The following is a 15,798-nucleotide window of genomic DNA, read 5'->3' as shown; positions in this document are numbered from 1 at the left end:
GCCGCCTCATCCAGAGGTTGAGGACTTTTCAATTTATTCCCGCCCCCGGGACATGATTCACTATCGGCTGGATCAACTTGCAGGCAACATCATGGATTTGACGCTACTGGACGGCGGCATGGGGCGCGAGCTCAAGCGCATCGGCGCCCCCTTCTCACAGCCCTTGTGGAGCGCCCAGGCGCTGATCGAAGCTCCCGACCGGGTCATCGAGGCCCACCTCAACTTTATTCGGGCCGGCGCCCAAGTGATTACTGCCAACAGCTACGCCTGCGTGCCGTTCCATCTTGGCGAGCGGCGCTATCGAGAAGAGGGGCCGGCACTCGCTTCTCTTGCAGCACGATTGGCAACGCAAGCGGCAAGCCGCTGGCAGGAAGAATCCGTCCAGCCACCACCGCAGGCAAATGCCCCAGAAGCCTCGCTTAGCGTCGCGGGCTGCCTGCCTCCTGCCCTGGGCAGCTATCGTCCCGATCTGTTCGACCCCTGCCGCGCCAGGGAGATCACCACCGCCCTGTATCATGCGCAGGACCCACACGTGGATCTGTGGCTCGCCGAGACGCTGTCGAGTCTTGCCGAGATCTCGGTCATGCAGGAGGTTCTGGCGGCTTCCGAGAAGCCTCGCTGGTACGCCCTCACCCTGCAGGACGAGGTGTCCGACATCGCACGCCTGCGCTCCGGAGAGTCCGTTGCCGAGGCGACCCAACAGCTATGTCAGGGCGGCGCCGACGCCATCCTGTTCAACTGCTCGATTCCGGAGGTCATGGCGCAGGCCCTGGTCGACGCCGGCGACGCCATGCAACGACTCAAGCTATCGCGCCCGCTGGGCGCCTACGCCAACAGCTTCTCGCCGATCGGCGATGCTCACCGGGCCAACACCACCTTGACGGCAGACCGGGAGCTGACCCCGGCAGGCTACCTGGACTACGCCAAGCGCTGGCACTCCCTGGGAGCAAGCCTGATCGGCGGATGCTGCGGCATCCATCCGGCTCATATCGAAACACTAGATGCCTGGAAACAGGCCGCCCATCACTAGGGCTTGTCTGAAAAGTGCCTGCGCTCGGTAATACGGCGTTAAAAATCGGCTGGTGCGCCAGCCCGGTCAAAATGCTCATTTACACCCCGTAAACTGCGCTTTCTCACCGATTTTTGCCTTGTCTAACCTTCGCTCGTCGACTTTTCGGACAGCGCCTAGCAACGAGTTCTGCCGCGCTTCCCCTTCGCTCCGCCCTGTCAGCGGCACGACACCCAAGAGCCCAGACCACGGCTGCGACGTCCTTGATCTTCGACAGGACGACGCAGCGTGGCGACCTGTACTTTTCCCCTTCCTGATCCACGGCAGCGTCACGCCGCCTCCACGTCGCTAGGCTGTTCGCCCAGCAGATAGCCCGTGGTTTTCCGTCCTTGAAGGTTGCCCCTGTGGCACACCGATGACTCATCGACCGCCAATTCCTCAACGCTCGATCAGGACTCTCCGATGTCACCCTCTCGGCTACTACTTCTCGGCCCCATCGCCTTGCTGCTTCCCGGGGGCTTTACTCTGTTAGGTGGGCGTTCCCGGCGTGCCGCCATCGTCTTCCTTGCCTGGCTGTCACCGCTGGTCGCATCAGCACTGGGGCTGATGAGCCTGGTCGTCGCCCGCCTGGCGGAGTCTTCCAATCTTGTTACCCATGGCCTGGTCCACAGCATACATCTGGCACTGTACAGGCCGCAGCGATGACCGATCACGACAGCCAACTTCCCGCGCTTTCCTATCGGCGCGATGATGAGATAGACCTGCGCGACATCGCCCTGATGTTGCTTGACGGCTGGAAGTGGATCCTTGGCAGCGTGGCCACCGCCGTGGTGCTGGCCCTGGTGTTTGTCACCATAGCCCCGCAAAGCTACCCTGCGTCCACCAGTTACACGCCCTCGTCGGAAGGACTGCGTCTTCTCAACGAGATGCCCGACATCGACTACTCAGCGGCCTCCACTCAGACAGAACTGGAACTTAAGCTCGGTAGCTTCGGCAACCTGCGCGACTTCATCGACGACCATCCCGAATGGCAGTCCATCGCCCAGTCGGAGGCCGACGAACAGGACGTGACCCTGGATGAGCATCTGCGCCTTCACTACTTCGACAAGCTAACGATCACGCGTCCCGGCAAAGACGGGACAGGCCCGCACCAGTTGAGCCTTGTGTATCCAGAGTCGCTGCAGGGGGCTGCTCTACTCAATGACTATCTGGCATGGACGGAGAGGCAATATGCCCAGGTTCTGGCGCAGCGCGCCGAACACTCACTGGAAACGGCGCTGGCACGCAATAGTGAAGAGATGCAGGCACATCTGGAAGCCTACCGGGACAGCGTGAACGTCGAGATCACACGGCTGCAAGAGCAACATGACGTTCAGTTAGCCGAACTCGATGACCAGCTTCAGGCCGAAAAGAATGCCGAGCGCAAGTCTCGCCAAGAGCGCATTCGCACTCTGACCCAGGCAGAGGCCATCGCACAGAGGCTCGGCATCACCCAGCCCACCTCACCGCCGGCGTTCGGCGAAAACGGACAAACCCAAGTTAGCCGCGGTGACAGCGGCAACGCGACAAGCCTGCCGCTCTACTTCATGGGCACCCAGGCACTGGCCGCAGAAAAAGAGGTCGTCGAGCAAAGCCTGGAGCAGGAAGCCAGCACGCCTGCCATCCGCGAAATCGAGAAAGAGCTCGCGCAATTGCGGCATCAGCGCCAAATCGAAGCGTTGCAGCAACGATCCGACGACTCGTCGTTTGTCGACGCCTACAATCAGTTGAGCCAGGAAAATACCCTGCTGCGCGCCAACCGCGTCACCGCCGACGATATCGACATCATCGAGGTGGTCAACCTGGCCTATCGTCCTAACCGTCCGGAAGGCCCGGGCAAGGCCCTGGTGCTGGCACTTGCCGTGATACTGGGGGGCATGCTGGGCGTCATGCTGGTGATGTGTGTATCGTTCAGCCGAAGCCTCAAGCGCTACAGGGCCCAGCGGGCTTGATCTTGCCAACCCGACCTGGCAGCGCCAGCGCTGCACCCCTAGCCACGATCCGCTGGCTCTCCCACGCCATCCCGTAATACGTCCTCCAGCACTAGGGCTTGTCTGAAAAGTGCCTGCGCTCGGTAATACGGCGTTAAAAATCGGCTGGTGCGCCAGCCCGGTCAAAATGCTCATTTACACCCGGTAAACTGCGCTTTCTCACCGATTTTTGCCTTGTCTAACCTTCGCTCGTCGACTTTTCGGACAGCGCCTAGCCCCGAGTCAGATCATGGCCTGACTCGGGGAAGCGCCTCGTCCCTACCCACCTTGCCTGTCACGCTCATTGGTTGAATTCAGGAGCCAAAGGGAACAACGGATCACTCCTTGCACCATTGACCGTGCTGGACATCACCCCGGCTTGACCCACTACCCTTGGTTCCCTGAATAGGTGCGCGCCAACCTGGGCATCATGGCTTATCCTGCATAGCGCCTGCGAACGTCAAGCTGGCATCAAGTGGGAACAATATGCCTAACGCACTCTGGAAACCACGCTGCCTCAGTGGCATTCGCGTTGTCAGAACTTGGTTGGTCATGTTTTACAGAGCACCTCGGTAATCAACCGAATTGGCACATAAAAAATCTATCAAACTCATATCAGCATATAAACGCTATATTTTTAATAAGCCGACCAGTCCATATGCGCATTTCAAGTTAACATAGACTTACATACTTACATTCTCCCTGCTACTTTCAACCGCAATATAAAGTGCATATAAGCACTATCCCTTGGCTCACGCAGGGCTGATAAACGCCATGTCAACACTTAAACACCTGGTGGCATCCCCCATGATGCTGCTGCTTCCGGGCGCTCTGGCGTTCAGCGAACGACGCTATATCTCGGCGGCCATCATGCTCGCCGCGGCACTTGCGCCCATCTTCCTGCTGTATCTGGACCTGGTCGATACCTCTCATTTTCTTCTTGCGGAAGTGTCTGTCCTGCTCGTTCACCTGCTCGCTCTGACGGCGAGGCTTGCTGTCTGGAATCCTCACGCATGAACTCTTTCAACCACCAAGCCGTCGATCAACCTGAGCATCCTTCCTCTGACGAGATTGACCTGCGAGACATTGCCATCATGCTGATCAACGGATGGCGCTGGATCGCCGTCAGCATGGCAACCTGCCTCGCACTGGCGACGCTCTATCTGGTGGCATCCACACCGTCATACCATTCTTCGCTCGCCTACACCGAGACCAGTGATGGTCTCAATGTGATCAACCGCATTCCGGGGATTGCCATCACTCCCCAGCAGGCCGTTTCCGAACTGGAGATCCGCCTGGGGAGTTACGAGCGCTTCCGCGGCTTCCTCGACCAGCACCCCGACTACGCCGACATGCTGATGCAGGATAGCGCTCCGGAACTCGAAGGCACGGTGCTTCGCACGCAGTTCCGAGAGCTGAAGGTCGCGCCTGGCGACCTCGCCTCCGGTAGCCCCGGGGAGGTTAGCTTCTCCTATCGTGAAGATATCGACGGCGCTGCATTGCTGAACCAGTACTTCCAGTGGTCGCAGCGGCAGTACACCGAAGACCTGCTCGCGCGCGTCGATCGTAGCCTGGCCAGCGCCATTTCACGCAATGAGGCAGACATGGAAGCCCACCTGGAGGCCTACGACGCCGAGCTTGACGCGACCGTCACGCGGATGAGCGAGGAGCACTCGATTCGCCGGCTCGAGCTCCAGGATCAGCTTGCCGCCGAACGCGCCGCGGAGCGCGCTTCCCGCGAAGAGCGCATTCGCACCCTGGAAGTAGCAGAAGAGATCGCCGGCATGCTTGGCATCACCAAGCCGACGTCCCCACTATCGCTGGGAGACGCCGATGACGCCGCCCGTATCGTCTACGACAACGTCAGCATCGGCAATGATCTACCACTGTACTTCCTGGGTACCGAAGCCCTGGCGGCCGAGCGCGAGGTATTGAAGCAGGGGCTCGACCAGCCCATCTCCTCGCCGGCCATCCGTCAGATCGAAAAGCAGCTCGAACAGTTGCAGCACCAGCGACGTATCGAGGCTTTCAAGTCTCGCGAGAGCGACTCGGCGTTCATTGACGCCTACAACCAGCTACGCCAGGAAAACACTCTGCTGAGGGCCAACCGCATCACCGCCGACGACATCCACGTCGTCGAGGTGGTCAATGTGGCCTATCGCCCAATGCAGCCCGAGGGCCCCGGCAAGGCCCTGGTGATGGCGCTCGCCGTGATCCTCGGGGGTATGCTCGGCGTGATGCTGGTGATGCTGGTGGCGTTCAGCCGCAGCCTCAGGCGGTATCGTTCACAGACAGCCTGATCTTTCCACCACCGTCTCAGGGGCCGCCATCGCGGCCCCTTCGCTTTGGGCGAAAGTGGCGGTATGGTGTCGCTCGTTTTCCCATCGACGGTTGCCGTGCTCCATGACTCAAGCCTTGCCCTTCGCCAATCTGCGCATCGTTCTTGTCCAGACCTACCATCCCGGCAACATCGGCTCCGCCGCTCGCGCGATGAAGACCATGGGCCTGACCGATCTGGTGCTGGTCAATCCACGCGTCTTTCCCGATGAAGAGGCCACCCGCCTGGCCGCAGGTGCGGCAGATGTGGTCGAAAACGCCCGTGTGGTCGAACGTCTCGAGGACGCCATCGATGACTGTGTCAGGGTGGTCGGGGCCAGCGCCAGGCTGAGAAGCCTGCCACTGCCTCACTATGACGAACCGGACGAGATGGCCCAGGCGCTGGTGAAGGACGCGGTGCACGACCCGGTGGCACTGGTCTTCGGCCGCGAGCGCTTCGGTCTGACCAACGACGAAATCCGTCTGTGCTCGCATCAGGTCAGCATTCCGGCCAATCCCGACTACGGCATCCTGAACCTGTCCCAGGCGGTGCAGGTGCTGGCTTACGAGTTGCGCCGGGCGTGGCGCCGACTCCCCTGCCCTGATATCGATGTCGCCGTCGATAGCGATGCCGACACGGATACCGACACCGATACCGACACCGACAACGTCGCCACTTCGGGGACCCCGTCCCGACTGCGCCAGCCCACCCGCGAGCAGGTCGCCCACTTTCAGGCACATCTGGGCCGGGTGATGCGCGACAGTGGTTTTATTACCCAGCCCCACGCACGCACCGAGGAACAGCTCCAGGCGCTGTTCGCCCGGGCCACGCCCACGCGCAAGGAACTCTCGCTGCTGCGCGGCCTGCTGTCATCCCTTGAGGCACACCTGCCACCTTCCAGCGACGATCGCCAGGACTGACGTCACTACAGCAAAAGGCCCCGCCTGAGCGGGGCCTGGATGGCCATGTCGGGGGTGGTGTCGATCAGCCTTCGATGACGCCACAGGCGACGCGGGCTCCGCCACCGCCGAGCTTGGGCTCGTCGGAGTAGTTGTCACCACCGGTGTGAATCATGATGGCGTGACCTGCCAGGTCCTCCTCGCTGATGCGCGGCGCCAGGGTCGGCAGTGTCGCCTCGCCCTGCTGTCCCACCGCCAGCGCCGGCATGTCACCCAGGTGGCCGTCACCGTAGGGGCCCTGGTGGGTGCCGGTGTCCTCCGGGTCGAAGTGGCCTCCGGCGCCAGCCGCCGCTACCGTCTCGCCGTCCTTCTCGGCCGGCTCGCAGCTCGGGTTCACGTGAACGTGAAGGCCGTGGATGCCGGTGTCCAGACCCTCGAGGTCGGGGGTGATCCTGAGACCATGCTCGCTATCCTCGAAACTGATGGTGCCGAGGGAGTCGCCAATACCGTCGGTGCTGACGCTGTGCATCTCCACCTCCGTGGCGGCGTGGGCGGTGCCTGCCACTAAAAGGCCTGCCCCCAACAAGCACGATCCGGCAAATACGCGTGCCTTCAGCATTTTGTCGCTCCTGTCCATGTGTCGATCCTCTCCATCTGTGAACAAGTGTCTTGCTGCGCCCTAGGCTCGATAACTCCTTCATCTTCCCGGGAGCGCCACGACCCACCGGTCGATGAGTCTCCCCCAGCGTGGACCATATCGACGGATCTGCACAACCCGTAGCACTCATGTCTCACTATTGCGGCGGCTCACCCGTCGATGTTCGGGCCAGGCCTGGCGCACAAAAAAACGCCCGCGCGAATAGCGCGGGCGTCTGGGCTTTCCGGTGGGCGATCACAGCGTCATCGCCGCCAGCCAGCCAAAGCCGATCAACGGGATGTTGTAGTGCACGAAGGTCGGCACCACGCTGTCCCAGATATGATCATGCTGACGATCCACGTTGAGGCCGGAGGTCGGCCCGAGAGTGGAGTCCGACGCCGGGGAGCCGGCGTCACCCAGGGCGGCGGCGGTGCCAACTAGGGCCACCGTCGCGAGATCGGAGAAGCCGAACTGTACCGCCAGCGGAACGAAGATGGCGGCGATGATCGGGATGGTCGAAAACGACGAGCCGATGCCCAGGGTGATGAACAGCCCCACCAGCAGCATCAAGAGCGCCGCCAGGCCACGGTTGTCGCCGATGACCTCGACGCTGGCGCTGACCAGGGTCTCGATCTCGCCGGTGGCGGTCATCACGGCCGCGAAGCCGGAGGCCGAGATCATGATGAAGCCGATCAGGGCCATCATGCGCATGCCGCTGGTGAACAGATCATCGGCTTCACGCCAGCGGAAGATGCCGCCCATGGACAACAGCGAAAAGCCCACCAGGCCACCCAGGATCATCGAGCCGGTATAGAGCTGGATGCCGAGCGCAGCGACGATCGCTACCACCGACATGATCAGGCCCAGGGTGTGAGGCTCCTCGATCTCGCTGTGGTCGTGGCCATGGCCGTGGGCCGGGGTATTGCCGAGCTCCACCTCGTCATAGACCCGAGGCTTGCGGTAGGACAGGAACACCGCCACCAGAAGCCCGAGGAACATGCCGGCGACCGGCACGCCCATGGCCATGGGGACCATGGCGCGGTCGATCTCGAGGCCAAGTGCGGCGCCAGCCTCGTTGATGTTGGCCAGCAGGATGTCGTTGAGGAAGATCGCCCCGAAGCCTACCGGCAGCAACATGTAGGGCGCGGTCAGGCCGAAGGTCAGGGTACAGGCGACCGCACGGCGGTCCATTCTGAGCTGATTCATCACCTTGAGCAGCGGCGGAATCAGGATCGGAATAAAGGCGATGTGGACCGGGATCAGGTTCTGGGAGGAGATCGCCACCAGCAGCACGCTACCGATCAGCAGGTACTTGACCGTGGCCTGACGGGACGCGCTGGACTCCTGCCCCAGCAGAGTGATCAGGCGGCGTGCCAGCAGGTCCGGCAGGCCCGAGCGAGAGATCGCCACGGCGAAGGCACCGAGAGTGGCGTAGGCCAGCGCCACCTTGGCACCGCCACCGACACCGTCGTTGAAGGCCGCCAGGGTGTCCTCGATGGACAGACCACCGGCCAGGCCGCCCACCAACGCCCCTACCACCAGGGCCAGCACCACGGAGACCCGCGCCAGCGACAGTCCCACCATCACCAGCACGGCAAGGATTACAGCGTTCATAGACGAATCCAGGTTTATGTTCGAGAGAGGGTTTGCGCAATCGAGGCTTGTCGGAAAAGCACCGGCGCTCGCCGGCTTTTCGTGCCAAGCCTGGTGCCTGGCGAGACGGCCTCGACTGCCGTACGCGACGGCGCCTGGGCATTTCGCCGGTAACAGGCGGCGCGAATGGTACCAGAAAAGTCCTGTGGCCGGGATGTCACCAAAGGGTCATGAGGCGGTTATCTGACTGACACACGCCTGGCCGATACTACCTCTGTGTTCAGGCGACACCGGGCAAGGGACACTGCCCCTCGAGCGTCACGGAGGCGACGGCGCGGGAAGCGCCAAGGGAGCAACACGGGCACAGGGAAGCTGCCCCAGGGAGGAAAGACGGCTAGCTGCGCCACGACTCAAGGGTCGTGGCGCCTTTCTTTGTGGCCATCGTGCAGCCGCCTGGTTGTGTAAACCGACCTAGTCGCTGTCCGTATCGCTGTCTGCGTCGATATCCACTTCGTTATCCGTCGGGACCAGGCTCAGCCAGTCGGCGTAGCGCGCCAGGTCATGGCGATCTCCGTTGGTCGCCGGTGACAACCGACCTCGACAGACGTCGCGATACAGTCGCTGCAGTCTTGCCGTCAGGCTATCGGCGGCTATCGGCTCAGCGACCCCGGGTGCCCCTGCGCGGGCGCCGATATGGCGACCATCGAGCTCCCGCAACGGCAGTATCTCGGCGGCGGTGCCGGTAACAAAGGCCTCGTCGGCGATGTACAGCTCATCGCGGGTGATGCGGCGCTCCTGCACCTCCACGCCCAACACCTCACGCGCCAATCGGATCACACTGTCCCGGGTGATCCCCTGCAGGCAGGAGGTGACCTCCGGGGTGTGCAACACCCCGTCTCGATAGAGAAAGACATTGGCCGCGCTGGCCTCGGCCACGTAGCCTTCGGCGTCAAGCATGATCGCCTCGTCAAAGCCCGCCTTCACCGCCGTATTCAATGCCAGCATGCTGTTGACGTAGTGGCCGCTGGTCTTGGCCCGACAGGCGCTGATATTGACGTGATGGCGCGCCCAGGACGAGGTCAGGGCCCTGAGCCCGACGGCAGCGGTCTCGGCGCTGTCGTAGGGTCCCAGGTCCCAGGCCACCACCATCACCTGGCAGCTAAGCGCCTTGGCCCGCAGCCCAAGGCCCTCGGGACCGAGAAACACGGTGGGCTTGAGATAGGCATCGGTCAGCCCATTGCGGATCAGGCACTGGCTCTGCGCCTCGATCAGCTCTTCATGGCTCCAGGGCACCTCGAGGTCGAGGATATGGGCGCTGTCCAGCAGGCGTCGGGTATGCTCGTGGACCCGAAACAGCCGGGCATTGCCGTTGTCGTCACGATAGGCGCGCACGCCCTCGAAGCAGCCCATGCCATAGTGCAGCGAATGGGTCAGCAGATGGGTCGTGGCCTCCCGCCAGGGCAGCCATTCGCCGTTCTTCCAGATCCAGCCGTCGCGCTGGTGCAGTCCACTCATGTGCCTGGCTCCCTGTCCCTGTTCCTGTTTGCGTCGCTGTCCCTGCCACAGACGCAGGCGTTAGCCTCTTCAGCCTGGCTGTCGCCGCGGGCCTCGGTGATCTGCCCAGGCCAGTCGCGCCGCCAGCCATCGATCAGTTCACGCTGGTGGGGCTGCAGTGCCTGATAGCCCCAGGCGGCGATCTCGTCGTTCTGTGGGTCATCCACGCCGATGTCGCTGTCGGCCAGCGCCTGAATCACGGCGTGGCCACACAGCGGGACATAGCCTTCCGAGTAGCCGCCTTCGTGGACGACCACCAGGCGCCCTTCACAACATCGCTGAGCCAGCGCCTTGACCGACTGGGCCATGCGCCCGAAGGCATCGCTATTGAGCAGCATCTTGCCCAGCGGGTCCTTGGCGCAGGCGTCATAGCCACAGGCCACCACGATCAGATCCGGCGCGAAGGCCTCGATGGCCGGCAGCACCAGGCGCTCGACCGCATAGTCGTAGGCGCCAAGCCCCGAGCCCGGCGGCAACGGCAGGTTGAGGCAGGACCCCCACGCGCCCTCACCGCCCTGCTCGTCGAAGCCACCGGTCTCGAGCGGATAGTTGCCGGCCTGGTGCAGCGATACCGTCAGCACCTCAGGGTCGTCCCAGAAGGCGCTCTGCTGGCCGTTGCCGTGGTGCACGTCCCAGTCGAGGATCGCCACCCGCCGCACCAGCCCCAGTGCCTTCGCTCGCATCACCGCCACCGGAATATTGCCGAGCAGGCAGAAGCCGCGACCGCGATCGGCTTCGGCGTGGTGCCCCGGTGGACGGCACAGCGCATAGGCGCTGGCGTGGGTGCCACGGGCCACCGCCTCCACCGCTGCGATGGCAAGCCCGGCGGACTGCCGGGCGCTGGCAAGGCTGCCCGGGCGATAGGGCGCAGCCTCGCCGGCATCGCCACCCAGGCCCGCATCACCCGCCTCCAGCGCATCAAGGTAGTCTTTCGTGTGGAAGCGCTGCAGGTCCTCGCGGCCGGCCGCCGGCGGCTTTACCACCTCAAGCTCGTCGATGAGCCCGCTGACCTCCAGCAGGTTCTTGAGACGGCGCTTGCTCTCCGGGCTCTCCGAGGCCGGCTGGGGCTGCAGCCAGGGCCCTGGCGCCGAAAATACCCCGATCGCCCCCTGGTCGTGCCAGAAGCAGCGCTCGTGCCAATAGAAACCCGTCGTCTTGCTGTAGCTCATGGGTGACCTCAGGCCTGGGGCAAGGCGGCCACCACCATGATCTCGACCTTCCACTCCGGCCGGGCCAGGCGCGCTTCCACCGCGGCACGTACCGGCGGACGTCCGGGGCTGACCCAGGCGTCCCAGGCGGCATTCATCTCGTCAAACTCGGCCATGTCGGTAACCCACACCTGGGCCGAGATCAGTCGATCCTTGGAGGTCCCGGCCTTGGCCAGCAGTTCGTCGATTCGCGCCAGCACCTGCTCGGTCTGGCCGCGCATGCCTTGGCTGGCGTCAGCCGGTACCTGGCCGGAGAGGTAGACGGTGCCATTGTGCACGGCGATCTGGCTCATGCGGTCGTTGCTGTCGTGAAGGGTCGGGCTCATGGTCTTTTCCTTGTGGGGGATCATCCGCGGGATGATCGTTGGGCTAAGTATTGAGCTGTATCAGGCTTTATTAAGCTATGGTCAGGCGTCGTTGAATCCGCGCAGGAAGGCGGCCAGGTTATGGCTCAAGGCCACGGTCGGATAGCCGCCCTCCTGCACCAGCACGGTGGGCAGGCCCAGCTCACCGATCTGGCGACCGATGGCGACGAAGTCCGGGGTTTCAAGCGTCAGCCCCGCCAGCGGGTCGTCCTTGTGGGCATCGAGTCCCAGCGCCACGACCAGCGCGTCCGGGCTGAAGCTCGCCATGGCGTCGAGCAGTTCATCGAGACCGGCCTGAAAGGCCTCGATACCGCTGCCCAGTGCCAGCGGCACATTGAGGTTGGCGCCGAGTCCAGGACCGATGCCGGTCTCGCCGGCACCGCCCCAATAGTAGGGATAGAAGTCGCTGGGATCGACGTGCAGCGATCCTGTCCAGACGTCGCCACGGTCGTAGAAGATGTCCTGGGTGCCGTTACCGTGGTGGAGGTCGATGTCGAGAATCGCCACCTGGGACACATGCTCGCGCAGCACCGTGGCCGCCAGGGCCGCGTTGTTCAGAAAACAGAAGCCCCCGGCACGATCGGGACCGGCGTGGTGCCCCGGCGGACGACACAGAGCGTAGGCGGTGCCGCCGCCGGCGACGATGCTTTCGGCGGCGGCCTGGGCGGTAGCGGCACTGGCCAGGATGCCTTGAAAGCTGGTCTCGGTCATCGGACAGGCCATGTCGTGCATGTGCCAGCCCACCTGCCCCACCGGATGGCGCGGGTAGTGCTTGCCGCCGCCGCAGGGGTGGACGTTCGGCGCCACGAATTCGGTGGCGTCCGGCAACGCCTGCCAGCGGGCATGGATGGTCTCGAGAAAATCCAGGTAGCGCTCGCTGTGGATCTCCTTGAGACGCTCCCTGAGCGTGGGACTGTCGACCTCGGCCGGCGCGGTCAGGGCCAGGCCGACCTCGGCCAGGCCTTCGCTCAGAAGCTCCGCCCGGCGGGGCCCTTCGGGAGAATCGGTAAGGGCTCCACGCTTCAGGAACTGAGGCGGCGCGTGACGTTCCTGGTCAGGATGGTAGAAAAGTTTCATCTGCATCTGTCTCCGGTGATGACGCTCCGTCACTGCTCACATCAGTCGAGCAGCGAGGGGATCCATGTCGATAGTGCCGGAAAACCCGCCAGCAACACCACTACCAGGATAAAGGCGGTATAAAACGGCAGCGACGCCAGGATCGCCTTTTCGTAGGGGACCTGGGCGATTCTTGCCGCCGTCATCAACGTCATGCCCACCGGTGGCGTGACGTTGGCGATGTTGAGGGTGACGATCATGACGATGGCGAAGTGCAGTGGATCGAAGCCCAGGCTGACCATCGCCGGCACCACCACAGGGCCGATGACCACTAGCGCCGGCAGTACATCCATGACCGTGCCGATGACGATCAGCAACAGGCACACCAGCAAGATCTGCACGAAGGCGACATCGCTCAGGGAGGTGATCAGGCTCGCCGCCTCCCGGGCGACGCCAGAGCGGGTGACAAACCAGCCGAGCACCGCCGAGGTCGCCAGCAGAAAGAACACGACACCGGAAAACTTGACCGTGGTCACGAGCGCCTGGGCCACCTTGGCCAGAGTCAGGTTGCGATAGAACAGCATGCCGATCAGGATCGCGTACACTGCGGCAAAGCCTGAAGCTTCGGTGATGGTGGTCATGCCCGAGAGTATCCCGCCGAGGATGATCAACGGCACCAGCATGGCCGGCAGCGCCGAGAAGAATGCCAGCAGTGCCATCTTCAGCGGTGTCGGCGCCTGCTTGGGGTAGCCCCGTCGCCAGGCCAGCACGATGCTGGTGGCCAGCAGCGCCACGGTCATCAGAATGCCCGGCACGATGCCTCCGGCAAACAGGTCGATGACCGAGACGTCCCGCAGCAGGGTGGCGTACACCACCATCACCACGCTTGGGGGAATGATCGGCCCGATGATCGAGGAACAGGCGGTGATCGCCGCCGCGTATTCGGCGTCGTAGCCCTGCTTCTTCATCTCCGGAATCATGATCTTGCCGATCGCCACGGTATCGGTGATGGCGGCCCCGGTCAGCCCGGCGAAGAACAGCGATACCGTCACGTTGACGTGAGACAGCGCCCCCCTCACCCGGCCGAACAGCGCATTGTTGAAGGCGATCAGCTTCTGGGTCAGCCCGCCCTGGTTCATCAACTCGGCGGTAAAGATGAAGTACGGCACGGCGATCAGCATGTAGCCGGAGACACCGGAGAACATGCGATCGGCGATGATCCCCACCAGGCGCTCGCCGCCCAGCTCATAGACCCCGGCAACCCCCGAGATCGCCATGACCACTGCGACCGGGGCGCCGATCGCCAACACCAGGATAAAGGCCAGAATCGCGGCGGTCATGAGCGTGGCTCCCGGGCGACAGCGTCGCCTTGTGGTGAAGAGGGATCGGAGGATTCGACACGGCTGTCGACCGCCTGCTCGGCATTGCTGCCGGTGCCATTGTCATTGGAATGGATCGCCTGCTCGATCACCGCGTCGCTGTCGATGAAGTGCTCGAGCAGTGCAAAGCCGTGCACCAGATGCAGCGCGATGATGGCGCCGGTCAGCGGCACCGCGAAGGTGGTCCACTTGTAGGAAATCTGAATACTGTCGGACACCATGTAGCTCTGGCGGGCGTTGGAGAAGAAGTCCCAGCCGTAGAACATCATCAGCACCGCCAGCGCGCCGATGACGGCCAGGGTCGCGCCGGCTGCCAGCACCACCAGCGGGCGCGGCAGCAGCTTGACCAGCAGTGTCATGGCCACGTGCTCGCCGGAATGCAGCGCGATGGTCGAGGAGATGAGCCCGATCCACGGCAGGAACAGGCGGGCCAGGGAATAGGTCCAGCTGAGCGCCCCGCCGGTAAACAGGGTGTACAGAAACCCAGTGAACGAAATACCCAGCATGGCCAGGACGCAGCCGACGCAGAACACGATGGCGAGGCGATTGACGCCGTTGCTCAGGCGCTGGAGCCAGGCCTGAAGAGATCGCAGTGATGACATGACAGGAGAACTCGGGCAAGGCGGTGGGCACTGGCGGGGCGGCCTGGCCGCCCCGCCGCGACAATCACTGGCCGTAGCGGCTGTAGGCCTCTTGCGGCAGCGACTGGCGCAGGCCATCGACCTCGGCCAGCAGGTCGTCGATCAAGGCGGCGTCGAGTCCGAAGTCATCGACGATCCAGCTCTTCCAGGCCGGACGCGCCACCTCTGCCATGCGCTGGCGCTCTTCTGCCGGCATCAGGTAGCACTCCTCGAAGATCTCGCAGGACGTCTGCCAGCTGGCGGTCGCCAGCATGCCGGAAGCGCCATGGCTCAGGCTGACCGCCTCACGGGCGGCGTTGGTGATGACCCGCTGGTGCTCCTCGGGCAGCTCCTGAAACCAGCTCTCGCTGACCATCCAGCTGGCGCTGTTGTACACGTGCCCGGTCAGGGTGGTGTAGTCGGTCACCTCGTCCAGGCCGAAGGTGGTGTTGATCACCGGCGCGTTGAACTGACCGTCGGCGAGTCCGGTCTCCAGCGCGGTGATCAGCTCGCCCCACGGCAGCGGTGTGGCGGAGGCACCCAGCGCCTCCATGGTGGCGACGTGGGCCGGGTTTTCCTCGGTGCGGATGTTGAGCCCCTCGAGGTCATCCACGGTCTTGATCAGCCGCTCGTTGTTGGTGAAGGCGACAAAGCCGCCACCATCATCGAAGGTCCCCAGATAGCGCATGTCCGCCTGTTCGATGGCGCCCTGCATGAAGTCGGCGAACCACTCGCCATCGAAGAAGGCCCAGGCCTGGCGCCAGTCATCGAACAGGAAGGGGGCCGTCACCGCCTGATACTCGGGGTAGAACGACGACATCGCGCCGGAGGTCAGAATGGCGGACTGCAGCGCCCTGCCACCGGCCTGGACCTGGGAGCCGGTCTCGACTTCGGAGCCCATCTGGCCGCCACCGAAGATGCTGACGGTGACGTCGCCTTCGGTGCGACTTTCCACCAGTTCCTTGAAGTGGACGAGGGCAGGATAGATGGCGTTGTTGGTCAGGTTCTCGGGGATCAGGGTAGCGATGGCCATCTCGTAGGACTGAGCCTGCGCCTGGGACGCCATCAGCGCCAGCGGCAACGCCGCGAGCGCCAGCATCGGCGCTCGTCGCCGCTGTCTGGCCCGTTGGCCACGGCCACGCCGGGCGCCTA

The 15,798-nt window shown here is 63.5% G+C and carries 15 protein-coding genes; 6 read left to right on the top strand and 9 right to left on the bottom strand.

The genetic code is table 11. The features are described 5' to 3' along the window. Positions 1 to 91: 91 nt before the first annotated feature. The 6 genes from NFH98_RS08375 to NFH98_RS08350 all read left to right on the top strand — a co-directional run bounded on the left by NFH98_RS08375 (position 92) and on the right by NFH98_RS08350 (position 6,255). On the top strand, positions 92 to 1,030 hold the full coding sequence (locus NFH98_RS08375) for a homocysteine S-methyltransferase family protein (RefSeq protein WP_349622508.1): 939 nt from the start codon (positions 92 to 94) through the stop codon (positions 1,028 to 1,030). Between the two features lie 441 nt (positions 1,031 to 1,471). Then, complete coding sequence (locus NFH98_RS08370) at positions 1,472 to 1,714, top strand: hypothetical protein (RefSeq protein WP_349622507.1); 243 nt, start codon at positions 1,472 to 1,474, stop codon at positions 1,712 to 1,714. Next, positions 1,711 to 3,000 carry a GNVR domain-containing protein gene (locus NFH98_RS08365; protein WP_349622506.1) on the top strand — a complete coding sequence of 430 codons (1,290 nt, stop codon included), beginning with the start codon at positions 1,711 to 1,713 and terminating at the stop codon, positions 2,998 to 3,000. The genes NFH98_RS08370 and NFH98_RS08365 overlap by 4 nt, the downstream gene beginning before the upstream one ends. Before the next feature lie 825 nt (positions 3,001 to 3,825). Beyond that, positions 3,826 to 4,035: a hypothetical protein gene (locus NFH98_RS08360; protein WP_253028577.1), complete on the top strand. Its 210-nt coding sequence runs from the start codon at positions 3,826 to 3,828 to the stop codon at positions 4,033 to 4,035. After that, positions 4,032 to 5,318 carry a GNVR domain-containing protein gene (locus NFH98_RS08355; RefSeq protein WP_348815887.1) on the top strand — a complete coding sequence of 429 codons (1,287 nt, stop codon included), beginning with the start codon at positions 4,032 to 4,034 and terminating at the stop codon, positions 5,316 to 5,318. The genes NFH98_RS08360 and NFH98_RS08355 overlap by 4 nt, the downstream gene beginning before the upstream one ends. A 103-nt stretch (positions 5,319 to 5,421) precedes the next feature. Beyond that, a complete protein-coding gene (locus NFH98_RS08350) occupies positions 5,422 to 6,255 on the top strand; it encodes an RNA methyltransferase (protein WP_349622505.1) in 834 nt (277 codons plus the stop codon). 64 nt (positions 6,256 to 6,319) lie between these two features. On the opposite strand, the gene sodC is transcribed toward NFH98_RS08350, so the two are convergent. The 9 genes from sodC to NFH98_RS08305 all read right to left on the bottom strand — a co-directional run bounded on the left by sodC (position 6,320) and on the right by NFH98_RS08305 (position 15,745). Continuing rightward, complete coding sequence (gene sodC, locus NFH98_RS08345; protein WP_349622504.1) at positions 6,320 to 6,853, bottom strand: superoxide dismutase [Cu-Zn] SodC; 534 nt, start codon at positions 6,851 to 6,853, stop codon at positions 6,320 to 6,322. Positions 6,854 to 7,126: 273 nt separating this feature from the next. After that, positions 7,127 to 8,485, bottom strand: coding sequence for a Na+/H+ antiporter family protein (locus NFH98_RS08340; RefSeq protein WP_124804418.1), 1,359 nt, complete (start codon positions 8,483 to 8,485; stop codon positions 7,127 to 7,129). A 450-nt stretch (positions 8,486 to 8,935) separates the two neighbouring features. Then, the gene (locus NFH98_RS08335; RefSeq protein WP_349622503.1) at positions 8,936 to 9,979 is read right to left on the bottom strand and encodes a branched-chain amino acid transaminase; all 1,044 of its coding nucleotides are present in this window, start codon (positions 9,977 to 9,979) and stop codon (positions 8,936 to 8,938) included. Further along, the gene (locus NFH98_RS08330) at positions 9,976 to 11,187 is read right to left on the bottom strand and encodes a histone deacetylase-like amidohydrolase (protein WP_349622502.1); all 1,212 of its coding nucleotides are present in this window, start codon (positions 11,185 to 11,187) and stop codon (positions 9,976 to 9,978) included. Before NFH98_RS08330 ends, NFH98_RS08335 begins: the two co-directional genes overlap by 4 nt. A gap of 8 nt (positions 11,188 to 11,195) precedes the next feature. Next, on the bottom strand, positions 11,196 to 11,552 hold the full coding sequence (locus tag NFH98_RS08325; protein WP_108132815.1) for a RidA family protein: 357 nt from the start codon (positions 11,550 to 11,552) through the stop codon (positions 11,196 to 11,198). Between the two features lie 81 nt (positions 11,553 to 11,633). Continuing rightward, positions 11,634 to 12,668 carry a histone deacetylase family protein gene (locus NFH98_RS08320; protein WP_349622501.1) on the bottom strand — a complete coding sequence of 345 codons (1,035 nt, stop codon included), beginning with the start codon at positions 12,666 to 12,668 and terminating at the stop codon, positions 11,634 to 11,636. 41 nt (positions 12,669 to 12,709) lie between these two features. Beyond that, a complete protein-coding gene (locus tag NFH98_RS08315; protein ID WP_108132764.1) occupies positions 12,710 to 13,987 on the bottom strand; it encodes a TRAP transporter large permease in 1,278 nt (425 codons plus the stop codon). After that, positions 13,984 to 14,628: a TRAP transporter small permease gene (locus NFH98_RS08310; RefSeq protein ID WP_348827948.1), complete on the bottom strand. Its 645-nt coding sequence runs from the start codon at positions 14,626 to 14,628 to the stop codon at positions 13,984 to 13,986. Before NFH98_RS08310 ends, NFH98_RS08315 begins: the two co-directional genes overlap by 4 nt. Positions 14,629 to 14,692: 64 nt before the next feature. Then, entirely contained in the window at positions 14,693 to 15,745 is a 1,053-nt protein-coding gene (locus NFH98_RS08305) for a TRAP transporter substrate-binding protein (protein ID WP_045994863.1), read from the bottom strand. Between the last annotated feature and the right edge of the window lie 53 nt (positions 15,746 to 15,798).

The organism is Halomonas sp. H33-56 (assembly GCF_040147035.1).
Lineage (GTDB): Bacteria > Pseudomonadota > Gammaproteobacteria > Pseudomonadales > Halomonadaceae > Halomonas > Halomonas litopenaei.
This window is presented reverse-complemented; position numbering and strand designations above follow the sequence as displayed.